The sequence below is a fragment of the Mesomycoplasma lagogenitalium genome (assembly GCF_029854295.1).
In the GTDB taxonomy this organism is placed as follows: domain Bacteria; phylum Bacillota_I; class Bacilli_A; order Mycoplasmatales; family Metamycoplasmataceae; genus Mesomycoplasma_A; species Mesomycoplasma_A lagogenitalium.
The window spans coordinates 951,294-973,223 of record NZ_CP122979.1; the positions used below are offsets into that span (position 1 = coordinate 951,294).

The following is a 21,930-nucleotide window of genomic DNA, read 5'->3' on the forward strand; positions in this document are numbered from 1 at the left end:
ATTAAAGCAACCATAAGTTGCTTTTTTTAATATTAAAAAAACTAATTTATTGTAAAATTAAAATAATATGAAAAAAGAAAAGATTAGGAATTTTTGCATAATTGCCCATATTGATCATGGAAAATCCACACTAGCTGATAGGATTTTAGAAATTACTGGAGCTGTTACTCAAAGAGAATTAAAAACTCAGCATCTTGATTCTATGGATTTAGAAAAGGAAAGAGGGATTACCATTAAATTAAATGCAGTTCAATTAAAATACAAAGATTATATTTTTCATTTAATTGATACTCCAGGACATGTTGATTTTACTTATGAAGTTTCAAGATCTCTAGCTGCAACTGAAGGTGCACTATTACTTGTAGATGCTACACAAGGAATAGAAGCACAAACTTTGGCAAATGTTTATTTGGCTATTGATAATAATTTAGAAATAATTCCGATTATTAATAAAGTTGATTTACCTTCAGCCGATCCTGAAAGAGTAAAAAAAGAAATCGAAAATATTATTGGAATTCCCGCTGATGATAGTGTGTTAATATCTGCTAAAACAGGATTGAATGTTGAACAAGTTTTAGAAGCAATCATTGAAAAAATACCTTATCCTAAAAATGCTGATGATGAAAAAGAACTGAGAGCATTAATTTTTGATTCTTATTTCGATCCATATAAAGGAGTTGTTTTATTAGTTCGAATTGTCGAAGGGAAAATTGCTGTCGGTGATAATTTTACATTAATGTCCAGCGGCAAAAAATTTCATGTTGTTGAGTTAGGGGTAAGAACTCCTAATGAATTGAAAAAAGAAGAATTGGTTTCGGGTGAAGTTGGTTGAATTGCCGCTTCAATTCGAGATGCCAAAGATATTTCTGTAGGTGACACAATTACTTTAACAAAAAAACCAGCAAATGTTGCACTTCCCGGATATAAAAAACTTAAACCAGTAGTTTATACAGGATTCTATCCAATTGATAGTAAAGACTTTGATTTACTTAAAGAATCGTTAGAAAAGATTTCCTTATCCGATTCCTCTATTACTTTTGAGCCCGAATCTTCTAAAGCATTAGGATTTGGATATAGAATAGGTTTTTTAGGTATGTTACATATGGAAATATTACAAGAAAGATTAGAAAGGGAATTCGGAATTGATTTAATAGCAACGGCACCATCAGTAGAATTCCATATTTTTAAAACTGATAAAAGTATTGAAATAATTTCTAATCCTTCTAATTTTCCTGATCCTACTTTTATCGACCACATTGAAGAACCATATATTAAAGCTTCGATTATAGTTCCTGAAAATTATGTTGGAGCAGTTATGGAACTTTGTCAAAACAAAAGAGGAATTTATATTGACATTGAATTTATTGACACTTCAAGAAGAAGAGTTATTTATGAACTTCCTTTAGTTGAAATTATTTTTGATTTTTTTGATAAACTAAAATCAATTTCTAAAGGATATGCATCTTTTGAATATGAACTTATTGGTTATAGAGAATCCTCATTAGTTAAATTAGATATTTTACTAAATGGCGATAAGGTAGATGCTCTTTCGATGATTGTACATAAAGATTTTTCTTATTACAAAGGAAGAGAATTAACAGAAAAATTAAAAGAAGTTATTCCTAGACAATCATTTGAAGTTCCAGTTCAAGCGGTAATTGGTTCTAAAGTTATTGCTAGAGAAACTATTAAAGCATATAGAAAAGATGTTACTGCTAAATTATATGGTGGCGATCCTACAAGACGTCAAAAACTATTAAAAAAACAAAAAGAAGGAAAGAAACGGATGAAAGCTATAGGTTCTGTTGAAGTTCCGCAGGAAGCGTTTTTAGCTATACTTAAAACTGATAATAATAATGGGAAAAAATAATTATGAAACCAACACCTTTAAATAATACACAAACAGTTCATTTTGAAAATTATAAAATAGAAAACACAACTAATTATTCTGAAAAAAGTTCTTATAAAAGTAAATTAAAAGATCCTTATGGAATTGTTCCCAATGGCCCTTATAAAGTATTTGCATTAGAAAAAAGAATAATTTTAATTCAAGTTCTATTCTATTTTATTATTTCATTATTGTCTGCAATTGCAATTACTTTAATTGCTACAAATTCACTCAAAAAAATAAAATTAATTGAAGAGGATTATAAATGGAGTTGATTTATAATACCTGCAATTGTTTTAATTTTTTCTTTATATAAATTTTCAGTTCGTTGAATTGAGCACAGTTCAATTAAAAAATCATTAAATAATTATAGAGAAGAATTAAAACGAAATGCACAGAGTGTTCCTGCTTCGATTGCTAATTTATATAAAAAATTAGTAAAACAACAAATTCATCATAATTGAATGACAATTTTTTGTGTTTTCTACGTGGGATTAGCAGCTTTGTTTTTCTGATATTTCCAAGATAAAAATTTCAATGATGTAATCTTGAATTTTGAAGCATTTATTAATAAAATAACACCAAGTCCTACTTATCTTTCAATTGTTTTAACAATAATTGTAGTTTTATCGATTGTTATTTTGATAGTTTTATCTATTGCTAGAAAAAAAAGATTATCGGATATCCAAGAATATTTTGGTTTTCAAGTTATCAAAGATACTGAAGTAGATCAATTAAAAATCAGAATGAATCGTATTTATATGCGTCTCTTCTTTTTATCGATAGCAATTCTGTTAGTAATTCCCGCTATTATTTTATTAATATTAAAAAGAACAATTTTTGGAAAAAGAAAATAAATAAACAATAAATAAAAAAGCGCTAAATGTGCTTTTTTATTTAAAAATTTTAACTTATATAATTAAAATAACGGATATTAATTAGTATGGAAAAATTAAATAAAGACACTGGAGATTTGATTTTAAGTTATAAATTTTTAAAAACGAAGAGTTGTAGCAACAAAAGTAATTGTTGATAACGATTTAAATAAAACTTTGCAAATAATGATAATTCGTTTATTTGTTCTTTTTTATTTCACAACTAAAAAAAGGTTGTTAAAAAAGAAAAAGATTTTGAGTGAATGTTGCTAAAGAATATCAAAATAAAAATAAATGATTTATAAAAAAATAAAAACTTGGTTGTTAACAAGTTTTTATTTTTCTTTATATAGTCATAATGGGTTTTGTCTTATTTTATAAGACACATAAATTCCTAAAGTGTAAAAAACAACAGAAATAATATAAATTAATGAAGCGAAAAATGTAATAGTAATATTTATTGGTTGCGAAAAATAACCATAATGAAATAAACTATAAATAACATTCATCATATAACCTAATGTTGCAAATACATATGTATTATAAGGAAAAAGGTTAATTCTTTCCATTTTTCCTCAAACATGGGTCTTTTTAAAAATTTTATAAGGGGTTTTTATTCTTAAAAATAAAATCGCTGATGAACCAGTATTTCATAAAAAAAATATTACTATTTGTACAATTAATAATCACATAAAATTATTATAATATATTTTTTACATTTCTGTTGATAAATCTTCATCATAATTGGCAATGGATTCAATTCAACCATTAAGATCTTCAATTGGAACTGTTTTAAACTCATTTAACTTGTTTTCCAATTCCTGAATGTCAGAATTTAATTTTGCTCTTCGTTCCGAGAAAGAAAAAAATGAAGATATTGAAGTTAAAAAAGTCACAAAAGCAGAAATGGAAGTTACTATAATCAAATAGTAAATAGTTCCCTCTGTTCCTGGTATATCAGGAAATTGATTAAATCTTAAAGAATATAAGTTGATAACAACCATTAATGATGACATTATTATTAAAATTATATTTAAAATAGCAAAAATTGTATAAGATACAAATAACTTTCTTTGATAAAGTTTTTGAATGTCTTTAGCATATTGTAATGTTTGTTTTTCGGTATATTCGTCTAAATCTTGAAGATAATACATTGATTTACTTTTCGAACTTAAAATAACAGGTTTATTGTTAGCTTCTTTTTGAATTGCATTTCAATTAGCAATGATCATTGTTCTTTCTAAAAAAACAGTTTCTCGTTGTCTAGCTTTTTTATAAATCCCGATTTTAGCTTTATATAAGGCAAATTCTAATCTTAAAGTAATTAAATATTTTTTATTTTGTTTATATTTATCATTCATTGTGAAAAAAGAAATAATTGATGTACAAAAAGTAACAGCAGCAGAAAATCAACCTGATATTAATACATAAACATCTCTGAAATTATCCGATGCGGAAAATTTAGGTAAAACAACTCTAAATCTTATTGTATGTCCAGCTAAATAAAAGGCAGTGAAAATTGAACTAATAAAAATAAAAGCAAAAGTTGCAAAAGTTAGAGAAAAAAACAGAGTTTTTAAAACTACTGATTTTATAAAAATATTTCTATAAATTAATCTTGCATACTTTAAATTTTCCATATTATTTAACTCTCTTAAATAAAATTTTTTTCAGTTCTTTTTTAGAACTACGTTTATGTCAGTTTAAAAATATCGGTTCCACTTTTTGTAAATCTTCTTTAAATTGCTCTAATGTATATTTAGAATTTTTGGAATGATATTTTGTAATATAAAAAGCTAATTGCCTCTGAATTTTTTTATATTTTTTATACTCAAAAGAAGAATTAAAAAAAGTTAAAAATACACTTAAAAAGAATATTGCAATTAAAAATACTACAAAAAGCGAAGTAAATGAAAGCATCTTCAAAATCTCGATTCATTGAGATTTTGAATGTATATTAACTCCTAAATCACTATCAGCAATTATGATATTAGCTGCATTGTCTAAATATAAAATTGCTAAAATTATTGAAAGAATGTTTGCTAAAATTATTGAAATAGATAAAATGATATTTGATCAAAAATAAACTTTAGAAATTTTTTTAAATTTTTTTATTTTATTTTCTAAATAAAAAACAATTTCTTTGTTTGGTTTAAATGCTGCCATTTTACTTTTTTAGTTCACTATCTATTTTAATCAATTTATTTTTAGCCTTTTTAATTGCATCAAAAGCAGCACTTCTGGTTGTTACACAAATTTTGGCAATTTCTGATAATTATAAATCTTCAAAATAAAAAAGTTTAAATGCTTGTTTTTGAGTTTGTGTAAGTAAACCAGAATATTTTTCAAATAATTCAATCAATAATTCTCTTTCATCTATATTATTCATATATGTTTTAAACTTCAATTAAACCTTTTGTCAGAGCATAAATAAAAGCATCAAGATCAAATTCTTGTAAATCTTCCATCTTTTCTCCAAGTCCTATTAATTTAACATTTAAATCTAGTTGTTCTTTAATTGAAAGAATAATTCCTCCTTTACTTGTTCCATCCATTTTTGTTAAAACAATTCCAGAAATCGGTGTAACTTCCTTAAAATGTTTTGCTTGTGATATTCCATTTTGTCCTGTTGTTGCATCGATCACTAACAACGAATCGTGCGGTGCTTCAGGGATTCTTTTGTGAATAATGTTGTTAATTTTTGCTAGTTCATTCATTAAATTTACTTTATTTTGTAATCTACCTGCCGTATCTATTATTAATAAATCATAGTTTTCTTCAATAGCTTTATCTAAAGAACGATAAACTATTGAGCCTGGATCATATTCGTTTTCATTTGGCACAACAATATCAGCTCCAGCTCTTTCTGCTCAAACTTTTAATTGTTCTACTGCCGCTGCTCTAAATGTATCTCCAGCTGCTATTAAAACTTTTTTGCCTAAATCACAATATTTTTTAGCTATTTTTGAAATAGAGGTAGTTTTTCCAGAACCATTAACACCAACCATTAAAATAACATTTAATCTATTATCTTCAACATTTAATTGAGTATTAATTATTGAATTGTTAGCATAAATAGTATAGATTTTATCTGCAATAATTTCGCCAATTAATTTAGGATCATTAATATTTTCATTTTTAACTTCTTTTTTAATTTCATACAAAATGATTTCTACTAATGAAAAAGAAATATCTGACATAATTAAAATTTCTTCTAATTCTTCAAAAAGTTCTTCGTCAATTTTTTTATGAGAATTTTGCAAATTAATAATCTTTTGTGTTAACGAAACGTTAGACTTTTTAAGTCCTTCTACATACTTGTCTAACTTATCTTCCTTTATCAATCTTTTTTGAAGATCTTTTTCAATTTTTTTCTCTAGTTTTTCCGTTTTTTTCTGTAATTCTATCTTTTTAAGTTCTTCTTTTTCCTCTTTAGAACCAAATAGCCTTGTTTTTAGTTTTTCAAAAAATTTCATATCATATAAATTATAATATTTTTACTAAAATAAAAAAATAAAAACCACTGAATAGTTGTGGTTTTCTCTTAAGTTTTATATAAAATCATAAGGATAAAAAATAATATTATAAAAATCAAAATTGATTTATTATTAATATATATTTAATTTTCCTATTTAAATAAAAAAGGTGAGCCATTTCATCTTTAATTTATTATTTTTAATCGTTCGCTTTCGCTAAAGCGTTATTTCATAGAGTGTAATAATCACCTTGTTTAGCAATTAATTCATCATGATTTCCTCGTTCAACTATTTGTCCGTCTTTCATCACTAAAATAACATCAGAATTTTGAATAGTACTTAGTCTGTGAGCGATAACAAACGATGTTTTACCAATCATTAATTTGTCCATTGCATTTTGAACAGTCACTTCCGTTTTTGTATCAATACTACTTGTTGCTTCATCTAAAATTAAAACAGGTGCCCCTGTATAGCTTGCTCTTGCAATTGAAAATAATTGTTTTTGCCCTTGTGATAATTCATTTCCCGAATCTTTTAATAAGGTATCATACGAATGACTTTGATTTTGTATAAAGTGGGTTAAGTTGGTCATTATCGAAACATCTTCCATTATATAATCATTTGCTTCATTTTGTCCATAAGCAATATTATTTTTAATAGTGTCGGTAAATAAAGATGTTTCTTGTAAAACAACCGATAAAAGTCTTCTTAGTGATGCTTTTTCAATTTCCTTAATATTAATTCCATCGTATAAAATTTCACCCTTTTGAATATCATAAAAACGATTTAAAAGATTTGTTATAGTAGTTTTTCCGGCTCCTGTAGGTCCAACTAAAGCAATTTTTTGTCCTTGTTTAGCTTCCAAATTAATATCTTTTAAAATCATTTTTTCATTTGTGTATCCAAAAGATACATTTTTAAATTCAATATCACCTTTAACAGTTTTATATGTAAATTTACCATTTTCTAAAGGAATTTTTCAAGCATAAACTCCAAAAACGTCTTCTAAATCTACTTCTGAAATTTCATTAGTTTCATAATTTTTCATAATTTTAACACTAGTAATTTTTCCATTATCTTCCTCTGGAATAGTGTCTAAAATTGAAAAAATTCTAAATGCTCCAGCAAGAGCTAAAGAAATGGTATTAGTTTGTTGTGATACGGTAGAAATTGGATAAGCAAAACTTCTTGCAAATTGAGTGAATGATACTAGTGTTCCTATTGTTAGTAAAAATACCGAACTATTAATTGAACTAACTAAAATTACTCCACCAATTATAGAAATTAATGCAAAAACAATATTTCCCATATTCATAGCAATTGGAAATAATGTATTAGCAAATATATTTGCTTTTTCTTCTACTTTTGATAATTGAAGATTAATTTTTTCAAATTCATTTTTACTTTTTTCTTCGTAATTAAATACTTTAACGACTCTGATTCCTGAAATCATTTCTTCAGCATAACCTGATAAATGACCATTTACTTTTTGTCTCTTAGCAAAATGTTTTGCTGATTTAGCTCCTAAAAGAACTAATGGTATAAATAAAATAATTGATAATATAATTGTTAAAATTGCTAAAAATCAGTTTAAAACAAACATTATAACTAGCGATGTACTTAAAGTAAAAATAGCATTAATCAATTGAGGTAAACTTTGAGAAATGAAAATATTTAATGTGTCAATATCGCTTGTAAATTTAGCTAAAATATCTCCTTTTTGATTTTTATCAAAATAAGAAATTGGCAAACTTTGTAAATGATTGTACATTTGATTTCTTAATTTTGTAGTAAATTTATAAGTCAAATTAACCATAATTTTATTATATGCAAATTGGGATACTAAACTTACTGCAAATATTGATGCTGAAAATGCCATCATTAAAACAAAACCACTTTCATTAAAAGTTCAACTTCCATTTTTAAAGTTTTCTAAATTAAAATCTTTAAAAAATCCATCTATTAAGATTTTTCCGACAAATAATTGTTGAAATAACATTCCACAAGCTGATAAAATTATAAAAATAATCGCAAAAATTATTTGTCATTTATATTCTTTTCAAAGGGTTGAAAAAAGTCTTTTAGATATTTTTTTCATTTCCCCTTTTGCTAAACGAATTCTTTTTCCTGAAGGTTTATTATTCAATTTCACCATAACCTCCTTTTGATTTTTGAGTTTCGTTTAATCAAGCATAAAATTCGCAGTTATTTAATAACTCTTGATGTGTTCCAACTGCTAAAATTTTTCCTTCATTTAAAACAACTATTTTATCCGATTGTTCAATTGAAGAAACTCTTTGAGAAATTATAATTTTAGTGCAATCATTGATTTTTGTATTAAAAGCATTTCTAATTTGTTTTTCAGTTTTAGCATCAACAGCAGATGTAGAATCATCTAAAATTAAAATTTTTGGTTTTTTAATTAATGCTCTAGCAATTGAAAGTCTTTGCTTTTGACCTCCTGAAAAATTGTTTCCGCCTTGTTCTACTTCGCTATCTAATCCTTTTTCTAAATCTTTAACAAAATCTAAAATTCCCGAATTTTCTAATGCTTCATACATTTCTTGATCGCTCGCATCTTGTTTTCCTCATTTTAAGTTAGAACGAATAGTACCTTTAAATAATGTATTTTTTTGTAAAACTACTGCAATAGCATCTCTTAATGAATGAACATTATAATTTTTAACATCTTCATCACCTACAAAAACTTGCCCTTTTGTAGTGTCATAAAGTCTTGAAATAAGAGAAACAAAGGTGGTTTTACCACTTCCAATTTGTCCAATTACTCCAATTGTCTGACCGTGTTTAATATCGATATTAATATCCTCTAGTGAATAGCCTTCTTCTTCGTGATATTTCATAAACACATTTTCAAATCGAATATTTCCGTTTTTTATTTCTGTTTTTCCATTAATATTTTCATCGATTTTACTTTCTTCATTAATTATATCTTTAATTCTTTTTCAACTAGGTATAGAAAGGGCAACATTGGAAAACACCATTGTTAAAAGCATTAATGACATTGTAACTTGTCATACATAAGAAACAAATGCTGCTAATAAACCGATTTCCATTTTCCCATCAAGAATTTGTTGTTTCCCAATTATTGCAACACTTAATAAAGAAGCGAATATAATACCCATTGTAACAACTTGACCATAAATACTTAAAGTTGAACTTTTTATATTAGATTTCATCACTTTATTGACAATTTTTTCTAAAATTGATGCTTCATGTTTTTCTGTAGTATATGATTTAATTGTTCTTATTCCTGATAAATTTTCTTGTAATTTAAAATTATATTCATCATATTTTTTTAATAATTTTACATAAATTGGAAATGCCTTTCATCATATTATTCCTGATGTAATAATTAAAATAGGAATAATAACTAAAAACATCATTGATAATTGTGGACTTTGACTAAAGGAGAAGAATAATGCTCCTATTAACATAAAAATCGCTCTCACAAATGCTCTTATCATCATTATAAATGCCGTTTGAACATTATTAGCATCATTTAGCATTCTGTTTAAAATTGCTCCAGTAGAAAACTTATCAATGTTTCCAAATGAAAATTTTTGAACATTATTGAAAATTTCTTTTCGAATATTAAAAGTTAAAATAGCAGATATTTTTGCTATAAAAACTCCACCTAAAACTCCGAGCATCAAACTACCAACGGCCATTCCAATTAACAAACTACCAAACTTAACCACGACATCAAGGTTTTGTTTAACAATCCCTTCGTCAATCAAGTTTTTTACAAAAAATGGCATAAACAGTTGCATAACTATTTCAGACATCGTTGTTAATAAAACAACAATGATAAAAAATCTGGTTCTTTCAGTAATTTTTCAAAGAGAAATTTTGTTTTTTAAAACTGCTTGTTCTTTCAAATTAACCTCCTTTTTTTGTTTTTATATAACTAATTTATTATTAATAAACATTAGTTCAAAAAATAATTTAAATATTATTTATTTAAAAATAAATTTTAACAAAAATAAATTTGAAATTAAAAAAAATAAGCAAAAATAATCAATAAATTGTTTTTTGCCCATTTTTTAAAATTAATGTTTTTTAATTTGTATTAAAAATAATTATTTTATCTTTAATGTAAATTTTTTTATTTATTTTTTTGCTTTCTATATGTTTTTTAACATTTTGATTATTTAATGCTTTTTCAAAAAGCGAATTTTCATCATCTTCTTCATTTTTTTCTAAAATCGCTCTTACTTTACCATTAATTTGAACAGGTATTTTAACTGAATTTATAACAATTAATTTTTCATCATAAGTTGGTCAAGTTTGAAATAATAATTGCTTTTGATTTAGTTTTTCTAAAAATTCTTCTGCTAAGTGAGGAGCAAAAGGTGAAAGTAAAATTGAAAAATCAATTAAAGGTTTATATGAATGAATTTTTTCAATTTTATACAAAGCATTAATAAAAATCATTAATTTGCTAATTGCAATATTAAATTTTAAATTTTCAATTGCATTAGATACTTCTAATATAGTCGATTGTCATATAGATTGAAATTCTTTATCAAAATGATTTTCATCTAATAATGATTTATTATCTGCAAATTTATAGATAATTGTTTGCACACGATCTAATCATCTTCTAATTCCCTTGATTGTTTCAACACTTCACTCTTTTGTATCAACTAGTGGACCCATAAACATTTCATAAACTCTTAATGTATCAGCACCAAGTTCTTCAACAATTTCATCGGGATTAATAACATTACCTCTACTTTTAGACATTTTTTGTCCATCCGGTCCTAAAATCATTCCTTGATTAACTACTTTTTGAAATGGTTCTTGATTAGGTAAAACTTTTATATCATATAAAAACTTATGTCAAAATCTTGAATAAATCAAATGACCGACAGCATGCTCTTGCCCCCCTATATATAGATCTACAGGTAACCATTTTTTAAATTTTTCATATGCTTCTTTACTATCTAAAGCAAGATAACTACCGTCATCATTTTTCAAAATATAAGCTAAAAAGTATCATGAACTTCCTGCTCATTGTGGCATTGTATTAGTTTCTCTTTTATAAGTTTTTCCGTTTTTTTCAAAATATAATCACTGCTTATTATTTGCTAAAGGAGATTCGCCAGTTTGTGATGGTTTGATATTTTCCATATAAGGCAATTCAACAATATTTTCCTCTAAATAAATATTTTCATTTTCATCAAAATAAACAGGAAAGGGTTCTCCTCAATATCTTTGTCTTGAAAAAATTCAATCTCTGATTTTATAACTGATTTTTTCTTTTGCAAGATCTTGCTTTTTCATTTTTTCAAAAATTTGATTTTTTGCATCAAAAATATTTAAATTGCTAAATTCTTGTGAATTAATTAAATATTCATATTCATCTTTTTTAATTAAAATATTTTTAACTTTTAGTGAATATTTGCTAGCAAATTTTTTATCTCTTTCATCGCCATCAGGAACGCCCATTATAGCCCCAGTTCCATAAGAATTTAAAACATAATCAGCTATTCATATCGGAATTAATTCATTAGTTAATGGGTGGATTGCATTAATTTGTGTATAAATTCCATTTTGTTCTTTGATGTTAGAAATTCGATCTCTATCACTTAAAGTTTTTGTATATTCAATAAATTCTTTAATTTTTTTATTGCTTAATAATGATTTTACTAAATCATGTTCTGGGGCAATTGCTATGAATGAGACTCCAAAAATTGTTTCTAGTCTAGTAGTAAACACTTTTATAGTTTCATTGGAATTTTCAATTTTGAAAACGACATTATGACCTGTTGATTTTCCAATTCAATTTTCTTGTAAAGTTTTTAACGATTCAGGAAAATCAACATTTTTTAGACCTTCTAATAATTTTTCAGCATACTCAGTGATTTTTAAAACTCATTGTTTCATCGGTTTTCTAACTACTGGAAAATTACCTCTTTCACTTACTCTTTCCCCTTTTTCATTAACTACAACTTCTTCATTTGCTAAAACGGTTCCTAATTCTTGACATCAGTTTACATCAATTTCTTTTATTTCAGCTAAATTATTTTCATATAATTTTTTAAAAATCCACTGAGTTCATTTATAAAATTTAGGATCGGTTGTATCAATTGTTTTGTCTCAATCATAAGAAAAACCTAAACTTTTTAATTGTCTAGTAAATTCTTTAATATTTTTTTGAGTAAATGGAGCTGGATGATTCCCGGTTTTTATTGCATATTGTTCTGCAGGAAGACCGAAAGCATCTCAACCGATTGGGTGTAATACATCAAATCCTTTTAATCTTTTGTATCTAGCAACAATGTCGGTCGCAGTATAACCTTCAGGATGTCCTACATGAAGTCCAGAAGCCGAAGGATAAGGAAACATATCTAAAACATAATATTTTTCTTTTGATTTATCGGTTGTTTTAAACGCTTTAGTTTTTTCTCAAATGTCTTGTCATTTTTTTTCTATTTTTTTGTGATTATACATAATTTAAATTATATAATAATTAATTTAAAAATGTAAAGACTTATAAAAATAAAGGATTTTAAATGCAAATTTTAAAATCTAAACGATTTTAAAAATACACCTTGATTAATTAAGGTGTATTTTTAAAAAAATTTTTCTTTTTTCATTATTTAAAAATATTTAAAACAAATAGATTTATAAATCGAATTCAAAATGCTTTTTATTTTTTCTTGTAATAAATACTTCAATTGCTGATTGAATTAATGCAATTATAACAACTCAGCCAAAATGTCATAAGAAAAAAAGTCAAATAAAAATGTTTTCCAAAGATATAATATGACTGAAAAGTGTATATCTACCAATTATCAACATTATCCCAAATATTATAGGATAGCAAAATAACCCAGTAGATACTTTAGATTCTACATAATATGATTTAAGTTTTCGATCATTAAGATCAGTTAGTAAATTGTATGTGTTCAAAAAACTATTAATTCTTTTTTCTGAAACAATAATATATTTTCTATAAAACATTAAAATCTGTTTTATTTTTTCTCTACTTATTTCATCATCAGTATTAAGTAAATTATTATCAATCATTTTTAGATAAATAAAGCAAATTTGAATATCTTTTGTCAAACGAAAAATAGATAATAAACTGGTTAATCCAATAAAAAGAAACAATAGAGAATCGATTTTTCCATTATTGGTATAAATCCACACAATTGGTGCTAGAATTGAAAATAAAATCAAAATTGAAATTGAAAAATATAATGTATTTCAATTATAAATCAATCTTTTTATAAAATGATATAAGGAAATTGTTGGTTTTTTGTTTTGTTTCATTTAATTAATAACCACCATATATTTCATAATCATAAAAGAGATCTGTGTTTGTTTTAACTTCAAAATCTTCAAAGTCGATTAAATTTGGAAATACACTATTAACTTTTTTTGCATATTCTTTAAATAAACTTTTTATTTTTGATTCTTTTTGATAATCATTGCTTTCCAAAACAAAATCATAAAGTGTTCTATATTCTCTTAAAATTAACTTAAGAAATTCTTTTTTTCTTTTAGCACTATTTATTCTGCTACCTTCTCAAAAACTAAAACCAATGGAAGAACCCAGAGCTCCCCCTCCAACGGCAAGCATAGCTAAAGTTGTGCCCCCAGTGAAAGGTGCAGCAACTATTGAAGCACCACCAGCAAAAATAAGTCCAAATATCCCCATTATATTAGAAAATGATGGTTCATCAGAAATGCTTAAAAATTTGTTTTCTAAAATATTTATTCAACTTGAAATAGACATTCTTTGACGGGAAGAAAATAGTGCTCTTTGACTTTGAAAAACCATGTAAGTTTTTTCTGCTTCTTGGTAAAATAAACTATTATTTTTATAAATTTCTAAAAATGTATTTTTTTGATCATTAGAAATGAAAATGTCTAATTTCATTTCTTTATTAATATTTTGATAATCTTCTTTTTCTAACTCTTTAATAAAATGAACGAAATCATTTTTAAATACATTTCCTTCGCCTTTATCCATTTTGTTTATAGCATCAAAAAATAAAATGTCGCTATAGATAGTTTTTAAATCATTATTTTGCTCCCGTGTTTGATTATGAATCGGCACAACGATTCCTGTTGTTAGTTGTGATAAATTTAGTAATGAAAAAGTTGTTTTCATATTTTTTTTAATTTCTCCTTTTTTCTTTTTATAGATAATTTTTATATCTATAATTTAATTATAAGATATAGAAAAGTAAAAAAGGTAAACATTTTTTAAAATGCTATTTTTATTTAAAATATTAAAAAATAAAGTTTGGTGTTTATATAAAAAGAAATAAAATGCTATTATTTTATAGTGAAAAAAGAATTACTAATAAGTTTTCTTGAATGAAATTCTCAAAATATGAGTGATATTTTTAATGATATAACACTAATAGTTCAAGGGAGTTTTGCTCTAAATTATCATAAATTAATAAATAGAGAACCAAATGATTTAGACTTTGTTGTATTAAATGATTCTAATTTAAATTCAAACTATTTAAATGATAAAGTAGATTTATGAATTTCTAAATTAAATGTTATTAAAATTTATAGCACTAACAAAGTATTTAAAAAAATTTCAATAATGTTTAATAATGAAATTATTGAAATCGAAATAATTTTGGCAAAAAATATTAAAAACCATTATTACAATGAATTTTTTAAAAATATTTACATAGTGAGCAAAGAATATGCAATTATGGCAAAAATCGCTCAGATCGGAACGCTTTTAAGTGCAAATTATTGAAAAAGAAAAGATTTTAGTATAATCAAGATATTTAATACTTTCAATGATTTCGATAATTTTGTTAAAAACAAAGAAGTTTTTAATAATTTCATTATCGATAGAAATCGAATAATATTTGATTATGTTTTAAGTAATTATATTTTTTGGTTTTTTTATCATCGAGAAAATCAAATGCCATATTATTCTAAAAATAATTGAAAAATTTCTTTAATGAGCGAAATCGAACCAAAAAAAGTAAATATTAAAATGTTTTCATTATTAAAACCAACTCACTTATATTACGAAATTTTTATGAAGGCTATTGATGACTTATTAATCAATAAGCATTTGTTTCTTAATAACATTTTTAAAAATAATAAAAACTCTCAATTTTCAAATTTAAATAATGGAAACGAAATTTATATAGAAAAAATAAACATTATTTTTCCGATGATAAAATTAATGTTTAATTTAAATAATATAAATAATGAAATTGTGATTAAAAAATATGAAAGTAAAAATTGAACAAAAGAATTGGTTATTATAAACAAAAATAGTAAATTTAAATTCATTTTAGATAATTTGTCCATTAAATATCGAATAAATAAAAACGTTGACAAAGAGGTCATTTTAATTCCGGGATCTAAAAATAATTTCTATTTAATAAACAATATATTTTTAGTTTATATTTTACTTATAATGATTAATGATTGTAAAATGTAAAGTAAAATTATTTAAGAAAAATAAAATTTTATTTTTCAATTATAAAAAACAGACTTTTTGAAAAAGTCCGTTTTAATTTTCTTTTTTAACTTATTGTCTATTGTAAAATGTTTTTAAAACGACTAAAAGTCATTTTTGTTTCAATTGCTTGATTTTCTAATTCTTTAATTTCGCTTAATTCATTTTCTAATTTTTCAGCATGAATAAATGTCGGCTTAATAACAGGTCTTTTGGGAGCAAAAATTTCGCATGCTTCATTTGCTTTTTCAATAGAAATTTCATATGTTTTAATTTTCTGTGCTATTTTGATTGTATCATTTTTATTAAAAGTTAATAGCGGTCGATAAATTGGTAAACTTGTTTGACTTCCAATTACATAAATTGATTCCATCGTTTGTGATGCAACTTGACCTAAATTTTCACCATTTGAAATTGCTAAATAATTTCCTTTTTTAGCAATTATATCTGCTATTCGATAAAAACTTCTTCTCATTAAATTTATTTTATACGATTGATCGGAAACAAAACCAATATAATTCATTAAATCAGTATAATTGATTTGAAATAATTTCGAGCCACCTTGATAATTTGATAAAAGTTGTACGATTCTATTTACTTTTTCTATTGTTTTATCATCAGTGTGTGGCGGTGTTATAAACGAAAGAAAATCAACATGAACTCCTCTTTTCATCAATTCATATGCAGCAACAGGGGAATCAATTCCTCCGGAAATTAAATGGAGCGTTTTTCCTGATATACCAACAGGTAATCCATCTAAACCTTTATAAGATTTATTAAAAATATAACTATAATTTTCTCTAATTTCGATGTTAATTTTTTCATCGTAATTAAACAAATCTACTTTCTTATTAGTGTTTTTTAAAATTTGTGATGCGACTATATTAATAATTTGTTCTGAGTTATATTCGAATTTTTTTCAATTTCTGTGACAATTTAATCTAAATGTTTTAGAATTAGGATCTAATTCTTGCAAAACTATTTCCTTAATTTTTTCAATATTAGTTTCAACTTTTTTAACAGGGGAAAAAGAAGAAATTCCAAAAACGTAGTTTAATCTTCGTAAATTATCTTCGCTATAATTTAAGTACATTCTATCAAAAGCAACTATCGGAACTTCTCCTACTTGCTTTATTATATTTTGTTTTAAGGTGTTAGTAAATTGCTTTCTATTTCCTCCTTTTAAAACAAGTTCACCATATCTTATCAAAATTAAATCGTACATTATTTATTCTCCTGAATTAAAAAGTTTGTAATTGTTTTTAAACTATCATCATATTTTCCTTGAGCATAAGAAGATTCAGCAATTCTCATAGTTGCATCTAATTTATTTTTAAATTTTCTATAACTATTTACTTTTAAAAATAAATTATTTAATATTATTTTATCCACAAGCTTTAAAAAAATTTTATGATTTTCATCAATTGATTGAATAATTTTTTTATTTAATATAAGTTTTTCATCACTAGAACTGAAATTTTTCATTAATAAAACAAGTTTTTTTATTTTTGTTAAAGCTTTTTGTTCAGTTTCAGATAAAAGTAAATTTTCTTTTTCGATTTTTAAAAAGGAATTTTCTAAAATTTTATTTTTATCATCTCATGTTTCGTTAATATTTTTAATTAGTCAAACATCATTTTCGTTTTTATTTTTTAAAATATTTTCAATTTGTGATTTTATATTAATAAATTCATTTATATAAAGAGAAAAATATTTTCTTCTTTCAAAAAAAGAAATTTCATTATTACGTATTTTAGAAAATGTCATATTAAATAATCTAGATTTTATTTTAAATAACTCTGTTTTTAAAAATGGAAAAGCAAATTCAATTTTCGCAACTATATCAATTCAATTTTTTTTATGCTTTTCTAAAACTAAAAGATTTTTTAAAACTAATTCTTTAGCCTTTCTTTCTTTTAAAATTTGATATTCTGTTTGATAAATTTTTTTGTAAATTTCAGTTATATTTTGATTAATTTTAGAAAAATTAAAATTTTCGTGTTCTTTTTTAACTTGTTTACTTAATTCTGTTAATTCTGAAAAAACATTATTTCATTTGTATGGAAAATCGATAATCAAGTCGCTATTTTCTTGATAAAATCTTTTTAATTTATTAAATTCTTCATTTAAATTCTCGTTTAAAACAACTTTCAAATAAGAAGAATAATTTAATATAGAAAATAAATTAAAAATTTTTTTTTGATTTTCTATTAATAATTTAAAGTTGCTATCAATATTTTTATCTAAAAAATAAGTTGTTTGGATTTCGCGATTGTTTTTAGCTATTTCCGACAATAAAAAATCTATATTATTACTATCGTGAGCAAAATCTTCTTTACACGATTTATAAAAAATTGTTGCTTTATGTAAGTCTTTATTTAAACTGCTTAAATGGCCTAAAATGGCTTCATTATTTTTTAAAATATAATTAAATTCTTTTTTAATCACTTTAATAAAATCTTCACGAATTTTTAAAAACTTATTAATTTCATTTTCTATATGTAAAAGATCTTTCATTTTTTCATATTTTTTATTTAGGTTTTCCTGAATTTTATTATCGTATTTTAAATATTTTTTTTCTTTTTCAAAATATTCTTTAACTAACTGTTCTTTTTTTTGTTGTCTTAAAAAAATATACACTTGTTTAATAAGTGTTTCTATTTCGTTATGTTTTAAAAATAACTGATGTTTTTTTAACTCATCAATTTTTTCTTTAATTTTTAAAACATATCTTTTTTTAATACTTATAACTATAATTGGTAATAGTAATATTAAAAAAAGAATTAAAAATCCTAGTGCAATAAATAAAAATTGTTTCATTTACTTTTAATTATACAAAATTATTGTAAAATATTTAAGCATTAAACACAGCAGAATTAATATATGTCAAGTTTTTTTAAATTTGTTTTAAATTTGAGAGTAAGCTTGCTGGATGCCGAAATCATTAGATTTAAAATCCTGATATAGAATTATTCTTACTCTTTTAATGCAGAAAGAGGAAAAAATGTCAAGATATTTAGGTCCTGTATTTAAAAAATCCAGAAGATTGGGTTTTTCTATTTTAGAAACAGGAAAAGAGTTTGCTAAAGGTAAACAAAGAACTTATGCCCCAGGGCAACATGGAGATAAAAGGGTTAAATTGTCAGATTACGGATTACACTTATATGAAAAACAAAAAGTTCGTTTTATGTATGGAATTAACGAAAGACAATTTAAAAATACATACTTTAAATCTTTAAAGCGTAAAGGTGTTTCAGGAACTAACTTTTTACAAATGTTAGAAACAAGATTAGACAATATTGTTTATAGAGCAGGTTTTGCAGAAACAAGAAGACAAGCAAGACAATTAGTTAATCACGGACACTTTACTTTAAATGGTAAAAAAGCAAATATTCCTTCAATGCAAGTATCTGTTAATGATGTTGTAGAATTAAAAGCAAAACTAAGAAACAATGCACAAATTCTTTCGGCATTAGAAACAAGAGTTAAAGCAGAATGAATTGAATATAAAGATTTTAAAGCAACTTTATTAAGACTTCCAGAAAGAAGAGAATTAAATAAAGAAATTAACGAAGCCCTAATTGTTGAGTTCTATAATAAATAATAAATTACCCATATTTAATAGTGTTGTTAAATATGGGTTTTTATATACAAGTGAAAATTTAATTAAATTTAAATTTTAAAAAATGCAGATGTTTAAAGTCTGCATTTTTTTATATTAAATTTTATGCTGGTTTCTTTTTATTAATTCAAGGGCGTACTTTTTCTTTAAATAATTTTGTTCTTTGGAAATAATGAACAAATAATATTTGCCCTATTTCTCATAATCCACCAAAAATTCAATAAATTTGAATCGAAGCTTGGAACATAAGACCCATAAATAAAAATATTGCACCAGTATATAATTGAGTTTTTCGTTGTTTTTTCATAGCAGCCGTTTCTGCCGCGTTCATCAAGTAAGTTTTATTTTTCTTAGCAAGAATTCTTGGAAGAATTTGTTGAACAATTTGAATTATTGCTGTTATTAGTAATATTGGTAAATAAATTCAATTTCCACCAAATAATTCTTGTCACGAAGTTGAAGATAAATTCATTGCTAATCAAGTGGTTGCTTTAATGCTTGGAATTCCTTGTAAAATTCTCCACATAGCAATAAAAATTGGCATTGTTATTAATAGTTGTTTAAAGGGCTCAACAGGACTGACGTTATTTTTCTTATATAAATCAGCAATTTCTTGTTTTTGCCTCGCTTCCATTTGTTTATTACCTTTATGCGGTAGATATTTAGCATCTATTTTCGCTTTTTTAACTTGTAATTCTTGTTGTTTGTTTTGACTAAACAACGATTTAAATCTAAATGAAAACGAAATTATTTTAGTGATTAAAACACCTATTAAGATTGTAATTATTGAAGATCAACCGAATGTGCTCATTAAGGACATTGAATCAGCTAGTGCGATCATTATTTTTGACATTGGTCAAATAAATAAACCGTAAAATGGACCTAATCCTCAAGAATCTCCTCAAGTTACCACTGGTTTTTGAGGTTCTCCAAGTGAATAAGGAATTGCTTCATAAAATGTTACACGATCTTTTAAATTAGAAGTTTCTAAATGAAGTTCGTTATTATATATTTTTGTATATCTTGCATCTGTTAAAATCGGTTTTAAAGTTTTGGTGTAATTTTTAACAATATCAATATTTTCTTGCGAAGCACCACGACCTTTTAATTCTATTTCGCTTATCGCTCTATCTAATTTTCCATCTTTAAATTCATCAAATGTCAATATTTTAGAATTTAAATAATGTATAAAGTCTCGAGAAAATTTGTTATTATTTTCCAATTTAGTTTCGTTTGGTGCTATTTGATTATTTACTTTTCAAATATAAGAATTTACATTAGGATCTGCTTTATTAACATATTCTTCTTCGTGTTTAATAGTTTCGCCAAGTGCACTTAAGAATTTAATATCTGTTCAATTATATTTTTGATTATATTCATTCATTGAACTGTTTATAAATAAATACTCTTTTGCCATAGTTTCATCACCTTTGGCATATTCGTATTCACCTTTTTCATTTTGAAATAAAATTAAAGCATTGTAATTGGCTCAATCACCATATTTTCCATTCGCTTGTTTTTTGAGCTCGGAAATTACATTTTTTCCTACTTCATCTTGATTTGAAACATAAAAATTATCATTAGTTTTTTTCTTTACTATAACTTCTTTTCCTTCGCTATTTGTTTCTTTTCTAAATACAACAGCATTTGGAGAAATAGCATCTGAAGAGTTATAAAATTCTATTCCTGCTCCTGTATGAACTGAAGATTTAATAACAAAGGACTGAATACACCCTGTTAATGATGTTCCGAATATAAATGCATAAATAAAAATTTTAAATCATTTTCATATTTTTGCAAAAACACCCTTTTGCTCATTTGGGTTTTCTTTACCTTTGAAGAAGTCATAGGATTTGGGCTTTTTAGTTTTTTTCTCCACTTCCTAACCTCCTAAAAATTTTAATAATCTCGTTTTCTTTTTCTTGAAAGGAGAGATTCAGAAATCCTTTCCTTAAAATTAAAACTATTTGAAATTTAATTTCTTTGTAATTAATTTTATTTAATATTGACTTAATTTGTCTTCTGTAATAATTTCTTTTTACAGCATTTGAAAATTTTTTAGGAACGGAAATACCAATTTGAAAAATATTAAATGATTTATAATACAAAATCAAACTTTTAGTAACTATTTGTTTTTTGTTGTTAATAACATCCTGAAATTCTCAATTTTTTTTAAGTCTATTTTCTTTTTTCATTTTAAATTTCTAATTAAGCTTCAGAAACGGTTAATCTATTTCTGCCTTTTGCTCTTCTGCTAGATAACACTTTTCTTCCGTTTGCAGTAGCCATTCTAGCTCTAAAACCATGTGTTTTCACATGTTTTCTCTTATTTGGTTGATAAGTTCTTTTCATAATTCTCCTTATTTTAAAATAAAATTTTTAATTATTTGAATAAATATTTTTAATATTATAAATAATAAAAAGTATAACAAATTTTATTATTTTAGGAAGAAAAAACAACCAATTTTAAAAAACGAAAAAATATAGATATTTAAAAAAATATGTCAATATCTTTTTGTTGAAATTGTCAATTTTAAAAAAAGATACGAAAATTTACGAATTTTTATGTTTAAAACTTGTTGATAAAAAATTAA

Annotated in this window: 19 protein-coding genes; 4 read left to right on the top strand and 15 right to left on the bottom strand. The window is 24.3% G+C overall.

The features are described 5' to 3' along the window. The first annotated feature begins 67 nt into the window (after window positions 1-67). Window positions 68-1,870, top strand: a complete 1,803-nt coding sequence (lepA, locus tag QEG99_RS04220; protein WP_280101942.1) for a translation elongation factor 4 — start codon at window positions 68-70, stop codon at window positions 1,868-1,870. Window positions 1,871-1,872: 2 nt separating this feature from the next. Then, a complete protein-coding gene (locus tag QEG99_RS04225; RefSeq protein WP_280101943.1) occupies window positions 1,873-2,745 on the top strand; it encodes an MSC_0882 family membrane protein in 873 nt (290 codons plus the stop codon). Window positions 2,746-3,098: 353 nt separating this feature from the next. On the opposite strand, the gene QEG99_RS04230 is transcribed toward QEG99_RS04225, so the two are convergent. The 10 genes from QEG99_RS04230 to QEG99_RS04275 form a co-directional block, all read right to left on the bottom strand. Then, complete coding sequence (locus QEG99_RS04230; protein WP_280101944.1) at window positions 3,099-3,455, bottom strand: hypothetical protein; 357 nt, start codon at window positions 3,453-3,455, stop codon at window positions 3,099-3,101. A gap of 21 nt (window positions 3,456-3,476) precedes the next feature. Continuing rightward, entirely contained in the window at window positions 3,477-4,403 is a 927-nt protein-coding gene (locus tag QEG99_RS04235) for a DUF4231 domain-containing protein (RefSeq protein ID WP_280101945.1), read from the bottom strand. 1 nt (window position 4,404) lies between these two features. After that, complete coding sequence (locus tag QEG99_RS04240) at window positions 4,405-4,929, bottom strand: hypothetical protein (RefSeq protein ID WP_280101946.1); 525 nt, start codon at window positions 4,927-4,929, stop codon at window positions 4,405-4,407. Window positions 4,930-5,038: 109 nt separating this feature from the next. Further along, window positions 5,039-5,152, bottom strand: a complete 114-nt coding sequence (locus tag QEG99_RS04345; protein ID WP_318034611.1) for a hypothetical protein — start codon at window positions 5,150-5,152, stop codon at window positions 5,039-5,041. 7 nt (window positions 5,153-5,159) lie between these two features. After that, complete coding sequence (gene ftsY / locus QEG99_RS04250) at window positions 5,160-6,239, bottom strand: signal recognition particle-docking protein FtsY (RefSeq protein ID WP_280101947.1); 1,080 nt, start codon at window positions 6,237-6,239, stop codon at window positions 5,160-5,162. A gap of 199 nt (window positions 6,240-6,438) precedes the next feature. Beyond that, a complete protein-coding gene (locus QEG99_RS04255; RefSeq protein WP_280101948.1) occupies window positions 6,439-8,394 on the bottom strand; it encodes an ABC transporter ATP-binding protein in 1,956 nt (651 codons plus the stop codon). After that, window positions 8,378-10,138 carry an ABC transporter ATP-binding protein gene (locus QEG99_RS04260; protein WP_280101949.1) on the bottom strand — a complete coding sequence of 587 codons (1,761 nt, stop codon included), beginning with the start codon at window positions 10,136-10,138 and terminating at the stop codon, window positions 8,378-8,380. Before QEG99_RS04260 ends, QEG99_RS04255 begins: the two co-directional genes overlap by 17 nt. A 181-nt stretch (window positions 10,139-10,319) precedes the next feature. Further along, a complete protein-coding gene (leuS, locus tag QEG99_RS04265; protein ID WP_280101950.1) occupies window positions 10,320-12,716 on the bottom strand; it encodes a leucine--tRNA ligase in 2,397 nt (798 codons plus the stop codon). Window positions 12,717-12,890: 174 nt separating this feature from the next. Continuing rightward, on the bottom strand, window positions 12,891-13,541 hold the full coding sequence (locus QEG99_RS04270) for a hypothetical protein (protein WP_280101951.1): 651 nt from the start codon (window positions 13,539-13,541) through the stop codon (window positions 12,891-12,893). A gap of 4 nt (window positions 13,542-13,545) precedes the next feature. Further along, window positions 13,546-14,385 (bottom strand): hypothetical protein, encoded by an 840-nt coding sequence (locus tag QEG99_RS04275; protein ID WP_280101952.1) that lies wholly within the window; start codon window positions 14,383-14,385, stop codon window positions 13,546-13,548. A 177-nt stretch (window positions 14,386-14,562) separates the two neighbouring features. Here QEG99_RS04275 and QEG99_RS04280 point away from each other — a divergent pair, with 177 nt between their 5' ends. Continuing rightward, on the top strand, window positions 14,563-15,696 hold the full coding sequence (locus tag QEG99_RS04280; RefSeq protein WP_280101953.1) for a hypothetical protein: 1,134 nt from the start codon (window positions 14,563-14,565) through the stop codon (window positions 15,694-15,696). Window positions 15,697-15,793: 97 nt separating this feature from the next. Here the strand turns inward: QEG99_RS04280 and thiI are convergent, their stop codons facing one another. Together thiI and QEG99_RS04290 are read right to left on the bottom strand one after the other, a co-directional pair. Further along, entirely contained in the window at window positions 15,794-16,939 is a 1,146-nt protein-coding gene (gene thiI, locus QEG99_RS04285) for a tRNA uracil 4-sulfurtransferase ThiI (protein WP_280101954.1), read from the bottom strand. Further along, entirely contained in the window at window positions 16,939-18,534 is a 1,596-nt protein-coding gene (locus QEG99_RS04290; RefSeq protein WP_280101955.1) for a hypothetical protein, read from the bottom strand. Before QEG99_RS04290 ends, thiI begins: the two co-directional genes overlap by 1 nt. 184 nt (window positions 18,535-18,718) lie before the next feature. On the opposite strand from QEG99_RS04290, the gene rpsD reads away from it, so the two are divergent. Next, window positions 18,719-19,318: a 30S ribosomal protein S4 gene (gene rpsD, locus QEG99_RS04295; RefSeq protein ID WP_280101956.1), complete on the top strand. Its 600-nt coding sequence runs from the start codon at window positions 18,719-18,721 to the stop codon at window positions 19,316-19,318. A gap of 121 nt (window positions 19,319-19,439) precedes the next feature. Here the strand turns inward: rpsD and yidC are convergent, their stop codons facing one another. The 3 genes from yidC to rpmH are packed head-to-tail and all read right to left on the bottom strand — an operon-like array spanning window position 19,440 to window position 21,688. Beyond that, a complete protein-coding gene (gene yidC, locus QEG99_RS04300) occupies window positions 19,440-21,215 on the bottom strand; it encodes a membrane protein insertase YidC (RefSeq protein ID WP_280101957.1) in 1,776 nt (591 codons plus the stop codon). Then, on the bottom strand, window positions 21,199-21,531 hold the full coding sequence (gene rnpA / locus QEG99_RS04305; RefSeq protein WP_280101958.1) for a ribonuclease P protein component: 333 nt from the start codon (window positions 21,529-21,531) through the stop codon (window positions 21,199-21,201). The genes yidC and rnpA overlap by 17 nt, the downstream gene beginning before the upstream one ends. Before the next feature lie 13 nt (window positions 21,532-21,544). Continuing rightward, window positions 21,545-21,688 (bottom strand): 50S ribosomal protein L34, encoded by a 144-nt coding sequence (rpmH, locus tag QEG99_RS04310; RefSeq protein WP_280101959.1) that lies wholly within the window; start codon window positions 21,686-21,688, stop codon window positions 21,545-21,547. Window positions 21,689-21,930 lie beyond the last annotated feature (242 nt).